At 72.6% G+C, this 14,519-nt stretch carries 14 protein-coding genes; 8 read left to right on the plus strand and 6 right to left on the minus strand.

Annotated features, from left to right (window positions below):
* A partial coding sequence (locus ACFRU2_RS13115; protein WP_382971419.1) for a hypothetical protein occupies nt 1–577 on the minus strand: 577 nt, incomplete at its 3' end.
* Between the two features lie 80 nt (nt 578–657).
* On the opposite strand from ACFRU2_RS13115, the gene ACFRU2_RS13120 reads away from it, so the two are divergent.
* Complete coding sequence (locus ACFRU2_RS13120; RefSeq protein ID WP_382971422.1) at nt 658–1,440, plus strand: hypothetical protein; 783 nt, start codon at nt 658–660, stop codon at nt 1,438–1,440.
* Nucleotides 1,441–1,449: 9 nt separating this feature from the next.
* Here the strand turns inward: ACFRU2_RS13120 and ACFRU2_RS13125 are convergent, their stop codons facing one another.
* Entirely contained in the window at nt 1,450–1,872 is a 423-nt protein-coding gene (locus tag ACFRU2_RS13125; RefSeq protein WP_250745587.1) for a MarR family winged helix-turn-helix transcriptional regulator, read from the minus strand.
* A gap of 104 nt (nt 1,873–1,976) precedes the next feature.
* Here ACFRU2_RS13125 and ACFRU2_RS13130 point away from each other — a divergent pair, with 104 nt between their 5' ends.
* From ACFRU2_RS13130 to ACFRU2_RS13140, 3 genes are all read left to right on the plus strand, one after another.
* Nucleotides 1,977–2,999 (plus strand): NADP-dependent oxidoreductase, encoded by a 1,023-nt coding sequence (locus ACFRU2_RS13130; protein WP_382971425.1) that lies wholly within the window; start codon nt 1,977–1,979, stop codon nt 2,997–2,999.
* A 66-nt stretch (nt 3,000–3,065) separates the two neighbouring features.
* Nucleotides 3,066–3,488: an organic hydroperoxide resistance protein gene (locus tag ACFRU2_RS13135; RefSeq protein WP_382971428.1), complete on the plus strand. Its 423-nt coding sequence runs from the start codon at nt 3,066–3,068 to the stop codon at nt 3,486–3,488.
* A gap of 135 nt (nt 3,489–3,623) precedes the next feature.
* Nucleotides 3,624–4,469, plus strand: coding sequence for an EI24 domain-containing protein (locus ACFRU2_RS13140; protein ID WP_382971431.1), 846 nt, complete (start codon nt 3,624–3,626; stop codon nt 4,467–4,469).
* Here the strand turns inward: ACFRU2_RS13140 and ACFRU2_RS13145 are convergent.
* On the minus strand, nt 4,459–5,358 hold the full coding sequence (locus ACFRU2_RS13145; RefSeq protein WP_382971434.1) for an NAD(P)-dependent oxidoreductase: 900 nt from the start codon (nt 5,356–5,358) through the stop codon (nt 4,459–4,461). The genes ACFRU2_RS13140 and ACFRU2_RS13145 overlap by 11 nt on opposite strands.
* 97 nt (nt 5,359–5,455) lie before the next feature.
* On the opposite strand from ACFRU2_RS13145, the gene ACFRU2_RS13150 reads away from it, so the two are divergent.
* Nucleotides 5,456–5,806 (plus strand): winged helix-turn-helix transcriptional regulator, encoded by a 351-nt coding sequence (locus tag ACFRU2_RS13150; protein WP_382971437.1) that lies wholly within the window; start codon nt 5,456–5,458, stop codon nt 5,804–5,806.
* 16 nt (nt 5,807–5,822) lie between these two features.
* Here the strand turns inward: ACFRU2_RS13150 and ACFRU2_RS13155 are convergent, their stop codons facing one another.
* On the minus strand, nt 5,823–6,557 hold the full coding sequence (locus ACFRU2_RS13155; RefSeq protein WP_382971439.1) for a class I SAM-dependent methyltransferase: 735 nt from the start codon (nt 6,555–6,557) through the stop codon (nt 5,823–5,825).
* 557 nt (nt 6,558–7,114) lie between these two features.
* On the opposite strand from ACFRU2_RS13155, the gene ACFRU2_RS13160 reads away from it, so the two are divergent.
* A complete protein-coding gene (locus ACFRU2_RS13160; RefSeq protein ID WP_382971442.1) occupies nt 7,115–8,692 on the plus strand; it encodes a hypothetical protein in 1,578 nt (525 codons plus the stop codon).
* A 13-nt stretch (nt 8,693–8,705) separates the two neighbouring features.
* Nucleotides 8,706–10,358 (plus strand): DUF2142 domain-containing protein, encoded by a 1,653-nt coding sequence (locus tag ACFRU2_RS13165; RefSeq protein WP_382971445.1) that lies wholly within the window; start codon nt 8,706–8,708, stop codon nt 10,356–10,358.
* Between the two features lie 79 nt (nt 10,359–10,437).
* Here the strand turns inward: ACFRU2_RS13165 and ACFRU2_RS13170 are convergent, their stop codons facing one another.
* Together ACFRU2_RS13170 and ACFRU2_RS13175 are read right to left on the minus strand one after the other, a co-directional pair.
* Nucleotides 10,438–11,196 (minus strand): carbon-nitrogen hydrolase family protein, encoded by a 759-nt coding sequence (locus tag ACFRU2_RS13170; RefSeq protein WP_382971447.1) that lies wholly within the window; start codon nt 11,194–11,196, stop codon nt 10,438–10,440.
* Nucleotides 11,197–11,244: 48 nt separating this feature from the next.
* Entirely contained in the window at nt 11,245–11,820 is a 576-nt protein-coding gene (locus ACFRU2_RS13175) for a TetR/AcrR family transcriptional regulator (RefSeq protein ID WP_382971449.1), read from the minus strand.
* 166 nt (nt 11,821–11,986) lie between these two features.
* Here ACFRU2_RS13175 and ACFRU2_RS13180 point away from each other — a divergent pair, with 166 nt between their 5' ends.
* Nucleotides 11,987–14,446, plus strand: coding sequence for a beta-glucosidase (locus tag ACFRU2_RS13180; protein WP_382971451.1), 2,460 nt, complete (start codon nt 11,987–11,989; stop codon nt 14,444–14,446).
* Nucleotides 14,447–14,519 lie beyond the last annotated feature (73 nt).

The raw sequence follows: 14,519 nt of genomic DNA on the forward strand, positions 1-14,519 counted from the left end.
AGGAGACCGAGGGAAGGAGTCTGCACGCAAACCCCACCACAACAACCCCCCCAAGGGGGGTACCCCCCCCCCCCCCCGTCTTCGGCCCGGTGCCCTCCATGGGGCGGACGGGGGCGAAGGCCCGCGCCACCTCGTCGACCGTCGCCGACCAGGGCAGCAGGTCCTCCGCCTCCTCCAGTACGGGCCCGGGCGCACCCGGGGCCCGGACCAGCCACTCGTTCCAGACCGCCCCGTCCGGCGCGGCGAGCACCTCGAAGCGCAGCCCGGGCCAGAGCGGCACCGGCCACAGCAGGGCCTCGCACGTCAGATCGCCGATCGTGCGGGAGGAGACGGCCTCGGGCGGGCCGAGCACCGAGCGGTAGCGGGTCAGGGCGCCCCGCGAACGCGGCGAACGGACCATGGCCTGCCAGCGCTTGTTGGCCTCCCGCTGCTCGGCGAGGGAGGCGCCGAGCCGCAGCCGGGCCTCCTCGGCGAGGCCGGGCTGGAAGTCCGCCATCCGGCGCAGCAGTACCAGTTGGAAGCCCGTGGGGCCGAAGGGGCCCGGGGTGAGGGGCGGTGTCCCCGGCGTCCTCGTCATGGAACCCCACCCTTCCACACAGGATCCTCACGATCCCGGTACACGGCCGTTGTGAGCGGACGCGTAGCCTGCGGGGCGCCATGGACTATTGCATCGCCTGCCGCAGGTACCTCAACGGCGCGCTGGCGTGCGCCGGATGCGGGACCCCGGCCGAACGCCTGATATCCGCCGCGCCCGCCGCGCCCGCCCCGGGCTCCGCCGACGCCTTCGGAAGCGACCCGGCCGTGCTCGCCGACGTGTACGCCGACTCCCTCGTCGTGCTGTCCGGGGAACGGGGGGACGGCCGGGGCCGGGCCCGGAACCGCGCGGCCGACCGCCGCCGCGCCGGGCATCGCCGACGCCGCCGGACCGCGCTCACCGTGGGCCTCGGGCTGATGCTCGCCGCCGTCGCGACCCTGGGCCTGGCCCGGCTGGCGACCGACGGGGAGCGCACCGACCGGGCGGCGACGGTGGTGCTGACCGACGACGCGGGCCCCGCGGAGCCGGCTCCGCTGCCGGGCCTGACGGAGGATCCGGCCGCGCCCACGGGGACGGCTTCGACGAAGGGGCAGGCCACCGGCTCCGGGAAGGCCACGGCCGGGGGCACGAAGCCGGGCGGGACCGGGCAGGGTGCCGGCGGGGCCGAGACGTCCGCCGCCGGGCCGTCCACCTCGGCCTCTGCTTCCCCGGAGCCGTCGCGGAGCGCTTCCCGCACTCCGACGTCCGCTGCTCCGAGCGCATCGGCTTCCAGGGGCCCCGCGACTTCCGGCAAGCCCCAGGTGACGAAGAAGCCCGATTCGAAGCCGAAGCCCAATCCGAAGCCGTCCCCGTCTCCGTCCCCCACTCCGGATTGCGACGACTGGTGGAACCCGCTGTGCTGGTGAGCGCGGGGCTCAGCCCAGCATCCGCCTGAGCAGGTCCCGCAGGACCGCGCGCTCGGCCGGGGAGAGCCCGGCCAGGGGCTCCCGGGCGAAGTCCAGGGACTCGCGGAGCCGGTCGGCGGTCTGCAGCCCCTCCTCGGTGGGGGCGGCCAGCTTCACCCGGCGGTCGGCCGGGTCGGGGCGGCGCTCGACCAGCCCGCGGGTCTCCAGGCGGTCCACTATGCCGGTGATGTTCGACGGCTCGCACCGCAGCTTCTGCGCGATCTTGCGCATCGGCATGGGCTCCAGGGAGAGCAGGTTCAGCACGCGGGCCTGGGCACCGGTGAGCTGGTGGCTGGAGGCCGCGTGCTCGTACTCCTGGTGGTAGCGGGTCACGACGTCGCCGATGAGCTCGACGACCTCGAGGGTCAGGGGGTCTGCGCGACGGCTGGGCATGGATCCAGCGTACCCATTTACTTGACAACATGAAATATCCAGGCGCATGGTTGTTTCACGTTCTGAAGCATTTTGCACTTCTTCCCCTCCCCAGGAGTGACGCCATGTCCGAGATCCCCGCCGTCAGCCGTGAGTGGCACCTCGTCCGCCGCCCGCAGGGCTGGCCCGTCGCCGAGGACTTCGCCCTGCGCGAGGTACCGGTGAACGCCGAGCCCGCCGCCGGCCGGATTCTGGTGCGCAACCTCCACATGTCCGTGGACCCGTACATGCGCGGCCGGATGAACGACGTGAAGTCGTACATCCCGCCCTTCCAGCTCGACCGGCCCATGGACGGCGGCGCGGTCGGCGAGGTCGTGGCCTCGGCCGACGAGCGCTTCGCGGTCGGCGACCACGTGCTGCACGGTCTGGGCTGGCGCGAGTACGCGGAGCTGGACGCCAAGCACGCCACCAAGGTGGACGCCTCGCTCGCCCCCCTCTCCGCCTACCTCGGCGTCCTCGGCATGCCGGGCCTGACGGCCTACGCCGGGCTCTTCGAGGTCGCCTCCTTCAAGGAGGGCGACTCCGTCTTCGTCTCCGGCGCCGCCGGAGCGGTCGGCAGCCTCGTCGGCCAGTTCGCGAAGATCAAGGGCGCCTCCCGGGTGATCGGCTCCGCCGGCTCCGACGAGAAGGTGACGCTCCTCACGGAGAAGTACGGCTTCGACGCCGCCTTCAACTACAAGAGCGGCCCCGTCGCCGAGCAGCTCAAGGACGCCGCCCCCGAGGGCATCGACGTCTACTTCGACAACGTCGGCGGGGACCACCTGGAAGCCGCCATCTCCTCCCTGAACGTCCACGGCCGGGCCACCCTGTGCGGGGCCATCGCCCAGTACAACGCCACCGAGCCCGTGCCCGGCCCGCGCAACCTCGCCCTCGTCATCGGCAAGCGGCTGCGCCTGCAGGGCATCCTGGTCGGGGACCACGCCGGACTGCAGCAGCAGTTCGTCCAGGACGTGGCCGGCTGGCTGCGCTCCGGGCAGCTCGTCGCCGACGAGACGGTCGTCCGCGGAGTGGAGAACGCCGCCGACGCCTTCCTCGGAATGCTGCGCGGTGACAACACCGGAAAGATGATCGTTTCTTTCACCGGTTAGGCTCACTGCACACCGCCGTGACGCGTGGGCGCGAGTCCCGGCGATTTACCAGGAGGATTTCCTTACATGTCCATCCAGCAGTCCGACGTCACGTACACCGCTGTTGCCACCGCCGAGAACGGCCGTGACGGTCGCGTCGCCACCAACGACGGTCGCCTCGACGTCGTCGTGAACCCGCCGAAGGAGCTCGGTGGCAGCGGCGAGGGCACCAACCCCGAGCAGCTGTTCGCCGCCGGCTACAGCGCCTGCTTCCAGGGTGCGCTCGGCGTCGTCGCCCGCAACGAGAACGCCGACATCTCCGGCTCCACGGTCACCGCCGAGGTCGGCATCGGCAAGAACGACGACGGCTTCGGCATCATCGTCAAGATCTCGGCCTCCATCCCGAACGTGGACGCCGCCACCGCCAAGGACCTCATCGAGAAGGCCCACCAGGTCTGCCCGTACTCCAAGGCGACCCGCGGCAACATCACGGTCGAGCTCGCGGTCTGATCTCCGACCCGCTCGACCGGCGCGTTCCGGTTCATCCGGTACGTCCGTACATCGAAGGCCGCACCCAGGCACCGGGGTGCGGCCTTCGACATGCCCGGCGTCCTCCGCCCCGGGCACCCGCCCTAAACTGGCAGCATGCGTGATCTTGCGGGGGGATTCGGCTATCTGCTGGCCGGACAGCGATGGGTACTGCGCCACGGCAGGTGGCTGGGCTTCGGGCTGCTGCCCGGACTGGTCTCCCTGGTGCTGTACGCCGCCGCGCTCATCGGCCTCGGCTACGGCGCCGACGACCTGACCTCCTGGGCGACCCCCTTCGCCGACGACTGGTCCTCCCCGTGGCTCGGGCTCTTCCGCGGCTTCCTGACCGCCCTGGTCTTCTGCCTCGGGCTCTTCCTCGCGGTGATCACCTTCACCGCCGTGACCCTGCTCGTGGGCCAGCCGTTCTACGAGTCCCTCTCGGAGCAGGTCGACCGCACCGAGGGCGGCGAGGTCCCGGAGTCGGGGCTCACCCTCGCGCAGGAGCTGTGGATCTCCGCCCGGGACAGCCTGCGGATCCTGGGCCGGGTGCTGCTCTTCGGCATCCTGCTCTTCGCGCTCGGCTTCGTCCCGGTGATCGGACAGACCGTGGTCCCGGTCCTCGGCTTCTGCGTCTCCGGCTTCTTCCTCGCCCAGGAGCTCACCTCCGTCGCCCTGATGCGCCGCCGGGTCCAGCTCACCGAGCAGCTCGCGCTGCTCCGCAGGCGGCGGATGCTGGCGCTCGGCTTCGGGGTGCCGCTCGTGCTCTCCTTCCTGGTACCGCTCGTCGCCGTGTTCCTGATGCCCGGCGCGGTGGCCGGGGCGACGCTCATGGTCCGGGACCTGGTGGGCGACGACGCGGAGCAGGAGGACGAGCAGGGGCAGGGGCAGGGGCAGGCTCAGGGCCAGGGCCAGACTCAGGGCCAGGGCCAGGGCCAGGCGGCGGGCAAGCGGCTCAGCGCCTGAGCAGGGTGATCGCCCCGGCGGTGTCCTCGCCGGCGTGGGCCGCCGGGTCCGCCGTCAGGCGTTCGCGCATCAGGTCCAGGTAGGGACTGATCAGCTCGGTCCTGACGCCCTGCTCCGCAGCGGTCCGCAGCAAGGTGGCGCTCGCCGTGACCTGCATGGCCAGGTTCGATTCGACCCCCGTGGTGAAGTCCCCCGACACCAGCCGCTCGGCGGCGGCGCCCGCGAAGAAGCCCATCGCCCCCAGCCACTCGGTCAGCAGCGGAGCCAGGTCCTTCGGGGAGACGTCCTCGCCCTCGATCAGCGCGTAGGCGTGCGAGATCCCGGCGAAGAGTCCGGTCATGGCGCTCAGCAGGGCCACGTCGTGCAGGGCCGCGTGCCCGGGGTCGGAGCCGACGAAGCGGGCGCCGGCCGGGACCTCCAGTGCGCTGCGGTGCTCCTCGAACAGGGCGGGGGAGCCGCTGTAGAAGACGTACCCGCCCGCTGCGGGGGCGCCGATCATCGACGGGGTGGCCATGATCCCGCCGTCGAGGAACCGGGCCCCGCGCTCCCGGGCCCACGCGGACCGGGCGCGGGCGTCGGAGGGCGTGCTGGTGGTCAGGTCGACGAGGTCCTTGCCGGTGAGGTCCAGGCCCTCCAGGGCCGAGCCCACGCTGGCGTGGTCCAGCAGGCAGACCACGATCAGGCCGTTCGCGGCCACCGCCTCGGCGGGGCTCGCGGCGACGACGGCGCCTTCGGCCGCGAGGGCCCCGGCCTTGGCGGGGGTGCGGTTCCAGACGGTGAGGGGGTGCCCGGCGGCGAGCCAGGTGCGGGCCAGGGCGGTGCCCATCGCACCGAGTCCGAGGAGGGTGATCGGGGTCTTCGTGCTGGTCTTCGTGCTGGTGTCGGTCATGCCGTTTAGCCTGGTTCAGGGCCGTCAGGTGCTCAAGTACGCACTTCGGAGTGGGTGGTTACCCCGAGGTGAGCGAACAGGTGGGGAGGGGTGCGCGATGGCATTGACTCAGCGGCCGGGCGCGGATCACTGCGGGATCGCCGCGGCGATGTCCGTGATCGACGGCAAGTGGAAGGTGTCGGTCCTGTGGGAGCTGGAGCAGCGCCCGCGCCGCTTCGGCGAACTGCGCCGCCTGGTCCCGGGGGTCTCGGAGAAGGTGCTCGCGGCCCAGCTGCGCGAACTGGAGACGGACGGCATCGTCCACCGCGAGGTCTACGAGGAGGTCCCGCCGCGCGTGGAGTACTCGCTGACCCCGCTCGGCCGCGAGCTGAACGGTGCCCTGGAGGCCCTCGGGGCGTGGGGCACGAAGCACCTGCTCGGCGACGCCGCCCAGCCGGTCCCGATGTGAGGAAGGGGCCGGGCCCTCACTCCGGGCGGCGGAACAGCGCCGTCCAGAGGAAGGCCTCGCCGAAGGAGCCGGAGGATTCGGGCTCGTCGTTCATCCGGCGCAGCTCCACCTCGGTGAGGCCGTCGAAGATCCGGCGCAGTGCCTCCGGCGTGTACGCGAGCCCGCCTTCGAGGCGGGCCCGGCCGTAGAACTCCGCGTCGGACAGCTCGGACCCCATCGCGCCCGAGGCGAAGCAGGTCAGGGCGAAGCGGCCGCCGGGGGCCAGCAGCCGGTCCAGCAGGTCCAGGTAGCTGACCCGGCGGTGCGGCGGCAGGTGGTGGAAGCAGCCCGAGTCGTAGATCAGGTCGTACGGGCCCACCAGCCCGGCGCCGGCCGCGCCGAAGGCGTCGCCCTGGTGGAAGCGGACCCGGGCCCCCGCGGCGCGGGCGCGCTCCCCGGCCCAGGCCAGGGCCGTCGGAGAAAGGTCGACGGCGTCCACCTCGAAGCCCCGGGCGGCCAGGTGCAGGGCGTTGCGGCCGGGGCCGCAGCCGAGGTCCAGGGCGCGGCCGCCCGCGGGGACCAGTCCGCGGTCGAGGCAGGAGACGAGGTTCTCGTCGGGCTTCGCCGCGAAGAACGGCACCGGCCGCTCGCGGTCCGCGTAGAAGCCGTCCCACCAGGCGGAGCCGCCGGCGGTCCAGCGGTCGGCCTCCGGTGCGAAGAGGCCGTCCATGAGGGCGAGCACGTCGTCGACACTGCGTATGTTCCGGTCCATCAGAACCCCTTTCAGCTGTCCCCGATTTTATCGGTGATCAAGAGGAAAGCCCAGGTCAGGTGGGGTGTGGGGGAGGGGTGACGGGTCTTCTGGCGCACTGTCGCGACGGGGTCGGTCCCCGCCCACGGGGGTGGGGCGGCCGGGCGGTCCAGGGCCTCGCCCAGGGCCCTGGCGGGCCCTTCTCCGGCCGCTCCGGGCCCTGTTTCCGTACGGTTTCCGGAGCCCTGTCCTCCCGTACGCGACCCTGCCCGGGGGTCTGCGGCATCTCCCGGGACTCCGCGGCGCTCCTGCGCCACCCGATAGGATGACAAGCGGCAAGATTCAAAGCTGTCCCCCACCGTCCTAGAGCCCGCGCCCCTGTCCGGAGCATCGGTCGTTCGGGGTCCGAGCCCGACAGTGCCTTGCTGAGAGACGACCGGCCACAGCGCTGTGCACCGACCAGCAGTAGGGACATCTTTCACGTGAGAGTCAGTACCGAGGGGCTGGAGCCTGTGCGCTCGGGTCCCGCGAGCGGGCCTGCCACGCGCGCCCGGCCCGTTTCGGGTCCCGCACGTGGAGTGCTCCGCTCCCGGGGCTCCCTGTTGCTCCTGGAAGCCGTCGCGGCCTTCGGCGGGGCGCTCGTGCTCCCGATGATGGCGGTGGGCTTCAAGCTCGATCCGCTGGACCGCATCGCTCAGGTCAGCGGCCTGGCCGCGATCCAGTTCCGGTTCGCCCTGATCGGTCTGCTCTTCATCGCCGCCGTCGTGCTCGCGATGCGGCTGCGCGGTGGCCGCCACTTCGATCTGACCACCCGGATCTCCGCGGCCGCCCTCGCCGGCCTGGCCAGCGGGTTCGTCGCGGCGGGAGCGGTGGTCGCGCTCCACGGCACGCCGTGGCCGATGTTCGGCCTCAACGGCGACAGCGGCCGGATCGTCGAGTGGGCCCACGCGGTCGCCAACGGGCAGCCCTCCGGGTCCCCGGTCTACCCGCCCGCACCGCTCTACACCCTCGGGTACTACGCGGAGTGGTTCCACGGCGGCAACACCGCCTACGCCTTCAAGGACCTCCAGATCCTCGGGGCCGCCTTCTTCGGGCCGTTCGTCTACTTCGCCTGGCGGCTGCTGCTGAGCCCGCTGCGGGCGCTGGCCTTCGGCGTCGTACCGGCCTTCGCGCTGATCGACGCGTACAAGCCGTACGCCCAGACGGTCCTCGTGGTGCTGGTCCCGGTCCTGGTGGCCCTGGTGGTGGCGCTGCGCCGCAGCGGCACCGAGAACTGGCGGCCGCTGCTGCTCAAGGCCGCCGGTTTCGGCGCGCTCATCGGTGTGCTCTTCCTCACGTACTCCGGCTGGTTCCTGTGGAGCGCGGCCGGCGTCTTCTTCGCCGCGGCCCTGTACTTCCCCTGGAAGACCGGCCGGGCCAAGGGCGCCGCGTTCCTGGGCGTCACCCTGGCGGCCTTCATGGCGGTGGCCGGGAAATACCTGGTGGTCATGCTGACCGAGGGCCAGGAGACCAAGGACTTCAACTTCCGCTTCGACACCTTCACCGACCCGGCCTACTACCTGATGTGGCGCACGGACATGCCGGGCAAGGTCGGCGACTGGCCGCCGCCCGGCGAGTTCGGCGGGGTCGGCCTGTTCGCCCTGGTGACCTTCATATGCCTCGGCGTCGCCATCTGGCTGGGCCTGCGCAAGCCGATGGTGGTCACCATCACCGCGATGTTCGTCTCCGCCTGGCTGATGCGCATGTACATCGCCTCGCACATGTACGAGACGCAGACCGTCCAGCTCTACACGCGCACCAACAACCAGCTGCTCTACTGCGGGCTGATCCTCGCCGCACTCGTCGCCCACCTGGTGTCGCAGCGGCTGGCCGAACGGCGCACATTGGACAATGGTGACGCCACGGCCGTACGGGGTCGGGGCTTGCCGGGCCGGGAGGGGGCCGTCATCGGAACCCTGTGCGCCCTGCTGCTCCTGCTCGGAACGGTGTCGTCCTCGATGGCCGACCGGTACATGCCGGCCCAGGACGGGACCTACCGGATCCTGCCCTACGTGTCGCACACGATTCGGCAGATGAACGGAAAGTGCCCCCAATTCGCCCCCGAGCACAAGTGCTCCAAGGACGGCGATCAGACTTGGCTGACATACATCAGATGATCACGAGGACGACATGATCTCCGCATTGACGCGGCTGGCCGACTGGTCGGCCCGGACCCCCAAGAGGCTCTGGGCCGTCAGCTTCGTCCTCTTCTTCACCATCGCGGCCAGCTGGTCGGCCGCGACGCCGCTGGGCGCCTCGCCCGACGAGCACGCCCACTTCATCCGGGCGGCGGCGGTGGCCCGGGGGCAGATCAACGGCTCCGAGGTGATGGTTCCGCACATCGTCGCGGGCATCAAGGGCGACTTCTCCGAGACCGGCGTGCAGCTCCCGGAGTGGTACTCGGACCTCCCCAAGCACCACGAGTGCTACTCGTGGCACGCGGGCACCCCTGCCTCCTGCGCGCCCGCCATCGGGACCTCGGACACCATCGTCGAGGTCCCCACCGCCGCCGGTCGCTACCACCCGGCGTACTACCTGATGACCGGCTGGCCGAGCCTGCTCGTGGAGGGCACCAAGGGGCTCTACCTCATGCGCCTGATGTCGGCGCTGTTCTGCTCGCTGCTGCTGGCCAGTGCCGTGGTGACGGCCTCCGAATGGCGGCGCGGACGCTCGCTGGCCCTGCTCGGCGTCTTCACGGCGGCCACGCCCATGGCCCTGTTCATGGCCGGCATGGTCAACCCCAGCGGCGGTGAGATCGCCGCCGGCATCCTGGTGTGGACGGGCCTGCTGTCGATCCTCATGTCGCCCGATCCGCACCTGCTGAACCGCAGGCTGGCCCGGGTCGGCATCGGCGGTCTGGTGCTGATCAACATCCGGCCGCTCGGACTGATCTGGTTCGCCGGCGCGGTCTGCTTCGGCCTGCTGCTGGCCGAGCGCGGCGTGCTGCGCTCGGTGCTCCGCCGCAAGGCGATGTGGCTCTGGACGGGGCTGCTCGGCCTCGCCACGGTCGGGGCGCTCGCGTGGGCGGCCGCGCACCCCGACAACTCGGTCATAAAGATCCCCAAGTACCTCACCACGACGGAAGCGGCCCGCCGCACCCTCGGGGCCAGCGAGATGTACATCCAGCAGATGCTCGGCTACTTCGGCTGGCTGGACACCCCGGCGCCGCTCGTGACCTGGTACGTCTGGCTCGGCGTGATCGCCGTGGTCACCGTGCTGGGGCTGATGTACGGCCGCAAGCGCGAAACGGTGGCGCTGATCGGCATGCTGATGGCCGTCGTGATCGTGCCGGTGGTCGGACAGACCTCGCAGGCGTCGAAGATCGGCCTGGTCTGGCAGGGCCGCTACCTGCTGCCGTTCGCCGTCGGCCTGCCGCTGATGGCCGTGCTGATCCTCGCGCGCCGGATGCCGGAGAAGGGCTTCCCCCTGCGCAGGCTGGTCGGCTACTCCCTGCCCCTGCTCGCCCTGGGCAACGCGGCGGCGTTCTACTGGACCCTGCGGCGCTTCGCCGTCGGGATCAGCGGCCCCGTGATCCCGTACGCCGCGCACTGGGCCCCGCCCGGCGGCTGGGTGTTCTGGACCGGCGCCTACACGGTGGCGGCGTTCGCCCTCGTGGTGCCCGGACTGATGCGGGACCGCGTGGCCGACGGGACGCCCGTACTCCCACCGCCCGGCGCCGTGCCCGGAGCCGGCGGGGCGCAGGGCCCGCTGGACCTTTCCGGATCCCTTCCGGAGCCGGGCGTGGAAGCCCACCGCCAGCCACGGGTGACCCAGGTCCGCTGAACCGCCCCGTCCGCTGAACTGTCGGCCCCGGCCCGGCGGGTGCGTCCTCGGACGCCCCGTCAGGCCGGGGCCGCGGTCGTCAGCGGCCCCCGTCCCGGCTTCCCGCCGGCACCTCCGCGGGTACCTCCGCCGGCACGTCCGCGACGGCGACCGACGGCGTGTGCGCGTCCGCCTCGGCCAGCAGGGTCCCGTCCGGCGCCCATACGGCCGCGCCCCCGCAGCCCGTCCACGGTCCGGCCGGTCCGACGTGGTTGGCGAGGGCCACGTACATCCCGAAGTCCCGGGCGATCCCCGGGTGGACCGCCGCCCGCTCGGCGACGCCGTCGCCCGTGCCGTAGAGCGAGCTCGCCAGGTGGACCCGGCAGCCGGCCTCGGCGCCCGCGGCGGGGACGTCCGCGAAGTGGTTGTCGAAGCAGATCCCCAGGGAGAAGCGGATCCCGCCGAGCTCGAAGCGGCCCGGGACCGTCCCCGCGGCGAAGACCTCCTGCTCGTGGCGGAACAGGTGCTGCTTGGCGTACGTGGTCACGTGCGCGCCGTCCGCGTCGTGGACCAGGGTCGCGATGAGGGGCCGGGGGCCGTCCGTGCGCAGCGCGACGTTGACGGCGGTGGCGATCCCGGTGGAGCGGACGGGGTCCAGCCGGGGATCCTCGGCATCGGCCAGCCACAGACCGGGGTCGGCGGCGAGGGCGGCCAGCTCGTAGCCGGTCAGGGTGAACTCGGGGAACACCACCAGCCCGGCGCCCTCCTGACGGGCCCGCACGGCGAGCGCGGCCGCCCGTACGGCGTTGGCGGACACGTCGGCGGGGGCGCAGCTCAGCTGCGCGGCAGCGATCTTCACCCGGCCCAGCATGCCAGCCCCGCGGCCGGGCCCGGCGCCGGCCCGGAGTCAGGCCCGGGGCCCCTGGATCAGGTCCAGGAAGGCCCGGAAGGTGCCCGGCATGTCCACGGATTCGGGGGCCAGCAGCCACTGGTACTGGAGGCCGTCCATCACGGCGGCCAGCAGCGGGGCCGCCTGCTCGGGGGTGAGGCCCGAGGGGAGCCGGTCGCCGTACTCCGCGCGGAGCACGTCCGCCATTGCCGAGCGCACCTGCGCGTACCGCTCGGCGAAGAACTCCCGCGCCGGGTGGCCGTCGGTGACGCTCTCGCCGAGCAGCGCCGAGAAGGTCTGCACGATGCCCGGGCGCATGGCGTTGTACTCCACCAGCGAGGCCAGCAGGTCCGGGCGCCAGGCGTCGGCCAGCGCGCGGGCGCCGCCGCCGGTGTCCCAGCGGTCGCGCTCCTCCAGCACCGCGACCAGCAGGGCCTCCTTGGTCGGGAAGTAGTGCAGCAGCCCCTGCTGGGTCAGGCCCACGCGCTCGGCGACCGTGCCCAGGGCCGCGCCGCGGTAGCCGCGCTCGGCGATCACCTCGAGGGCGGCGCGGACGATCTCCACGCGCCGTTCCTCGCTTCTGGCCCTGACCATCGCCCCGCCACCCCTTCCGTTCCACACCTGCCAGCAGGACCGTACGGCATGACCGCATCAGCATCCGGAATATCACGAACAGATTACGAACCCTACCGCTCTACAGGGAACGGGTCCACCATGGGGTCACCGCGCCGCACCGCGCACCCGCACCCAACGAGGAGGCATGGCCGTGACCGATGCCGATCAGGTCCGCAACGACGCCGTGGAGACGGCCCTGGGCAAGCTGGACCTCGACACCAAGACCCGGCTGCTGGCCGGCCAGGACATGTGGTCCCTGCCCGCCGTCCCCGAGATCGGGCTGAAGTCCCTGGTCTTCTCCGACGGCCCCATCGGGGTGCGCGGGGTGCGCTGGACCGCCGACGACCCGTCGATCGCCCTGCCCTCCCCGACCGCGCTCGCCGCCGCGTGGGACCCCGAGCTGGCCCGCCGGGCCGGCCGCCTCCTCGCCCAGGAGGCCCGCCGCAAGGGCGTCCACGTCCTGCTCGCGCCCACCGTCAACCTGCACCGCTCCCCGCTCGGCGGCCGGCACTTCGAGTGCTACTCCGAGGACCCGTACCTCACCGGCGCCGTCGGCAGCGGCTACGTGAACGGCGTCCAGGACGGCGGCGTCGGCACCACCGTCAAGCACTTCGTGGGCAACGACGCCGAGACCGAGCGGTTCACCGTCGACAGCGTCATCGCCCCGCGCCCGCTGCGCGAGCTGTACCTGGCCCCCTTCGAGGCCATCGTCGCCAACGCCCACCCGTGGGGCATCATGACCGCCTACAACCGGGTCAACGGCGTGTTCATGAGCGAGAACACCCACCTCGTCAACGAGGTCCTGCGGGCCGAATGGGGCTTCGACGGAGCCAACGTCTCCGACTGGATGGCCGCCCGCTCCACCACCGGCGACATCCTCGGCGGCCTCGACGTGGTCATGCCCGGCCCCGTCAGCGTCTACGGCACCCCGCTCGCCGAAGCCGTCCGCTCGGGCGAGGTCCCCGAGTCCGCCGTCGACGACGCCGTCCGCAACGTCCTGCGCCTCGCCGCCCGCGTCGGCATCCTGGAGGGCGCCCCCGCCGTGGTCGGCGAGGCCCCCGCCCCCGTCGACGGCCAGGCGCTGGCCCGCGAGCTGGCCGCCCGCGGCTTCGTCCTCGTCCGCAACGAGGCCCTCTCCGGCGAGGGGCCGGTGCTCCCGCTCGACGCGTCCGCCGGCCGCACCGTCGCCCTCATCGGCGCCGCCGCCCGCGACGCCCGCGTCCTCGGCGGCGGCTCCGCCACCGTCTTCCCCGAGCGGATCGTCTCCCCGCTGGACGGGCTCACCGAGGCCCTGCCCGACGGGGCGCTGACCTTCACCGTCGGCGCCGACCCCAGCGACGAACTGACCCCCGCCGACAAGGGCTTCGAGCTGCGCGCGATCTGCCGCGACGCCTCCGGGGCCGTCCTCGGCACGGGCTCCCTGCCCACCGGGCAGCTCCAGTGGATCGGCGACGACCTGCCCGAGGGCGTCACGTACGAGACGATGGCGAGCATCGAGGTCGTCGGTACGTTCGTCCCGCGCGAGAGCGGCGAGCACGCCTTCGGCACCCGCGGACTCGGCGCCTTCAGCCTCGCCGTCGGCGGGGAGGTCCGCTGGCACGGCGTCCAGCAGATGGGCAGCGAGGCCGACCCCTTCGAGGCCTTCTTCGGAGCCCCCAACGAGCGGGCCCGCCTCACCCTCACCGAGGGCGAAGCCGTCGAGGTCTCGCTGACCTACCAGGTCCCCGACACGACGGCCCTGCCGCTCAAGGCCATCATGTTCTCCTTCCTCCACCTCGGCCCGCAGCGCTCCGCCGACGAGCTCATCGCCGAGGCCGTGGAGGCGGCCCGCGCCGCCGACACCGCCGTCGTGGTCGTCGCCACCACCGAACGGGTGGAGTCCGAGGGCTTCGACCGCAAGGACCTCACCCTCCCGGGCCGCCAGAACGACCTGGTGCGCGCCGTCGCCGCGGTCAACCCGAACACCGTGGTCGTCGTCAACGCCGGCTCCCCGGTGGAACTCCCGTGGCGCGAGGAGGTGGCCGCCGTCCTGCTGACCTGGTTCCCCGGGCAGGAGGGCGGGGCCGCGCTGGCCGACGTACTCCTCGGCGAGGCCGAGCCGGGCGGGCGGCTGCCCACGACCTGGCCCGCCGAGTTCGCCGACGCGCCGGTCACCGAAGTCACCCCCACCGAGGGGCGCCTGGAGTACACCGAGGGGCTCTTCATCGGCTACCGGGCCTACGAGAAGCACGGGATCGCCCCGGCCTTCCCCTTCGGGCACGGCCTCGGCTACACGGACTGGGCCTACGAGTCCCTGGAGGCCACCCCCACGCGGGCGACGGTCCGCGTCACCAACACCGGCACCCGGCCGGGCCGCGAGACCGTACAGGTCTACCTGGCGCCCCTCGCGGACACCGCCCTGCGTCCGGCGAGCTGGCTCGCGGGCTTCGCGAGCGTGACCGCGGCACCCGGCGAGAGCGTCGAGGTGGAGATCGCCCTGCCGGAGCGCGCCTTCGAGATCTGGGACGAGGCCTCGCACGCCTGGCAGCGGATCGGCGGCAGCTACGAGGTCCGCGCGGGCCGCTCGCACGGCGACACGCGGCTGACGGCGGCCCTCGACCTGTAATGGCCGGAAATCACCCCGCACGGAGGTGATCCACAAGCCGGACCGGGGGCGGGCCCTGACACCCGCCCCCGGT

The organism is Streptomyces sp. NPDC056883, assembly GCF_042788835.1.
In the GTDB taxonomy this organism is placed as follows: domain Bacteria; phylum Actinomycetota; class Actinomycetes; order Streptomycetales; family Streptomycetaceae; genus Streptomyces; species Streptomyces stoeckheimensis.

Excerpts from the sequence above, each read along its gene's own strand:
- ACFRU2_RS13120 (WP_382971422.1), top strand. The coding sequence starts at position 658 with ATGGACTATTGCATCGCCTGCCGCAGGTACCTCAACGGCGCGCTGGCG.
- ACFRU2_RS13125 (WP_250745587.1), bottom strand. The coding sequence starts at position 1,872 with ATGCCCAGCCGTCGCGCAGACCCCCTGACCCTCGAGGTCGTCGAGCTC.
- ACFRU2_RS13130 (WP_382971425.1), top strand. The coding sequence starts at position 1,977 with ATGTCCGAGATCCCCGCCGTCAGCCGTGAGTGGCACCTCGTCCGCCGC.
- ACFRU2_RS13135 (WP_382971428.1), top strand. The coding sequence starts at position 3,066 with ATGTCCATCCAGCAGTCCGACGTCACGTACACCGCTGTTGCCACCGCC.
- ACFRU2_RS13140 (WP_382971431.1), top strand. The coding sequence starts at position 3,624 with ATGCGTGATCTTGCGGGGGGATTCGGCTATCTGCTGGCCGGACAGCGA.
- ACFRU2_RS13145 (WP_382971434.1), bottom strand. The coding sequence starts at position 5,358 with ATGACCGACACCAGCACGAAGACCAGCACGAAGACCCCGATCACCCTC.
- ACFRU2_RS13150 (WP_382971437.1), top strand. The coding sequence starts at position 5,456 with ATGGCATTGACTCAGCGGCCGGGCGCGGATCACTGCGGGATCGCCGCG.
- ACFRU2_RS13155 (WP_382971439.1), bottom strand. The coding sequence starts at position 6,557 with ATGGACCGGAACATACGCAGTGTCGACGACGTGCTCGCCCTCATGGAC.
- ACFRU2_RS13165 (WP_382971445.1), top strand. The coding sequence starts at position 8,706 with ATGATCTCCGCATTGACGCGGCTGGCCGACTGGTCGGCCCGGACCCCC.
- ACFRU2_RS13175 (WP_382971449.1), bottom strand. The coding sequence starts at position 11,820 with ATGGTCAGGGCCAGAAGCGAGGAACGGCGCGTGGAGATCGTCCGCGCC.
- ACFRU2_RS13180 (WP_382971451.1), top strand. The coding sequence starts at position 11,987 with ATGGCCGTGACCGATGCCGATCAGGTCCGCAACGACGCCGTGGAGACG.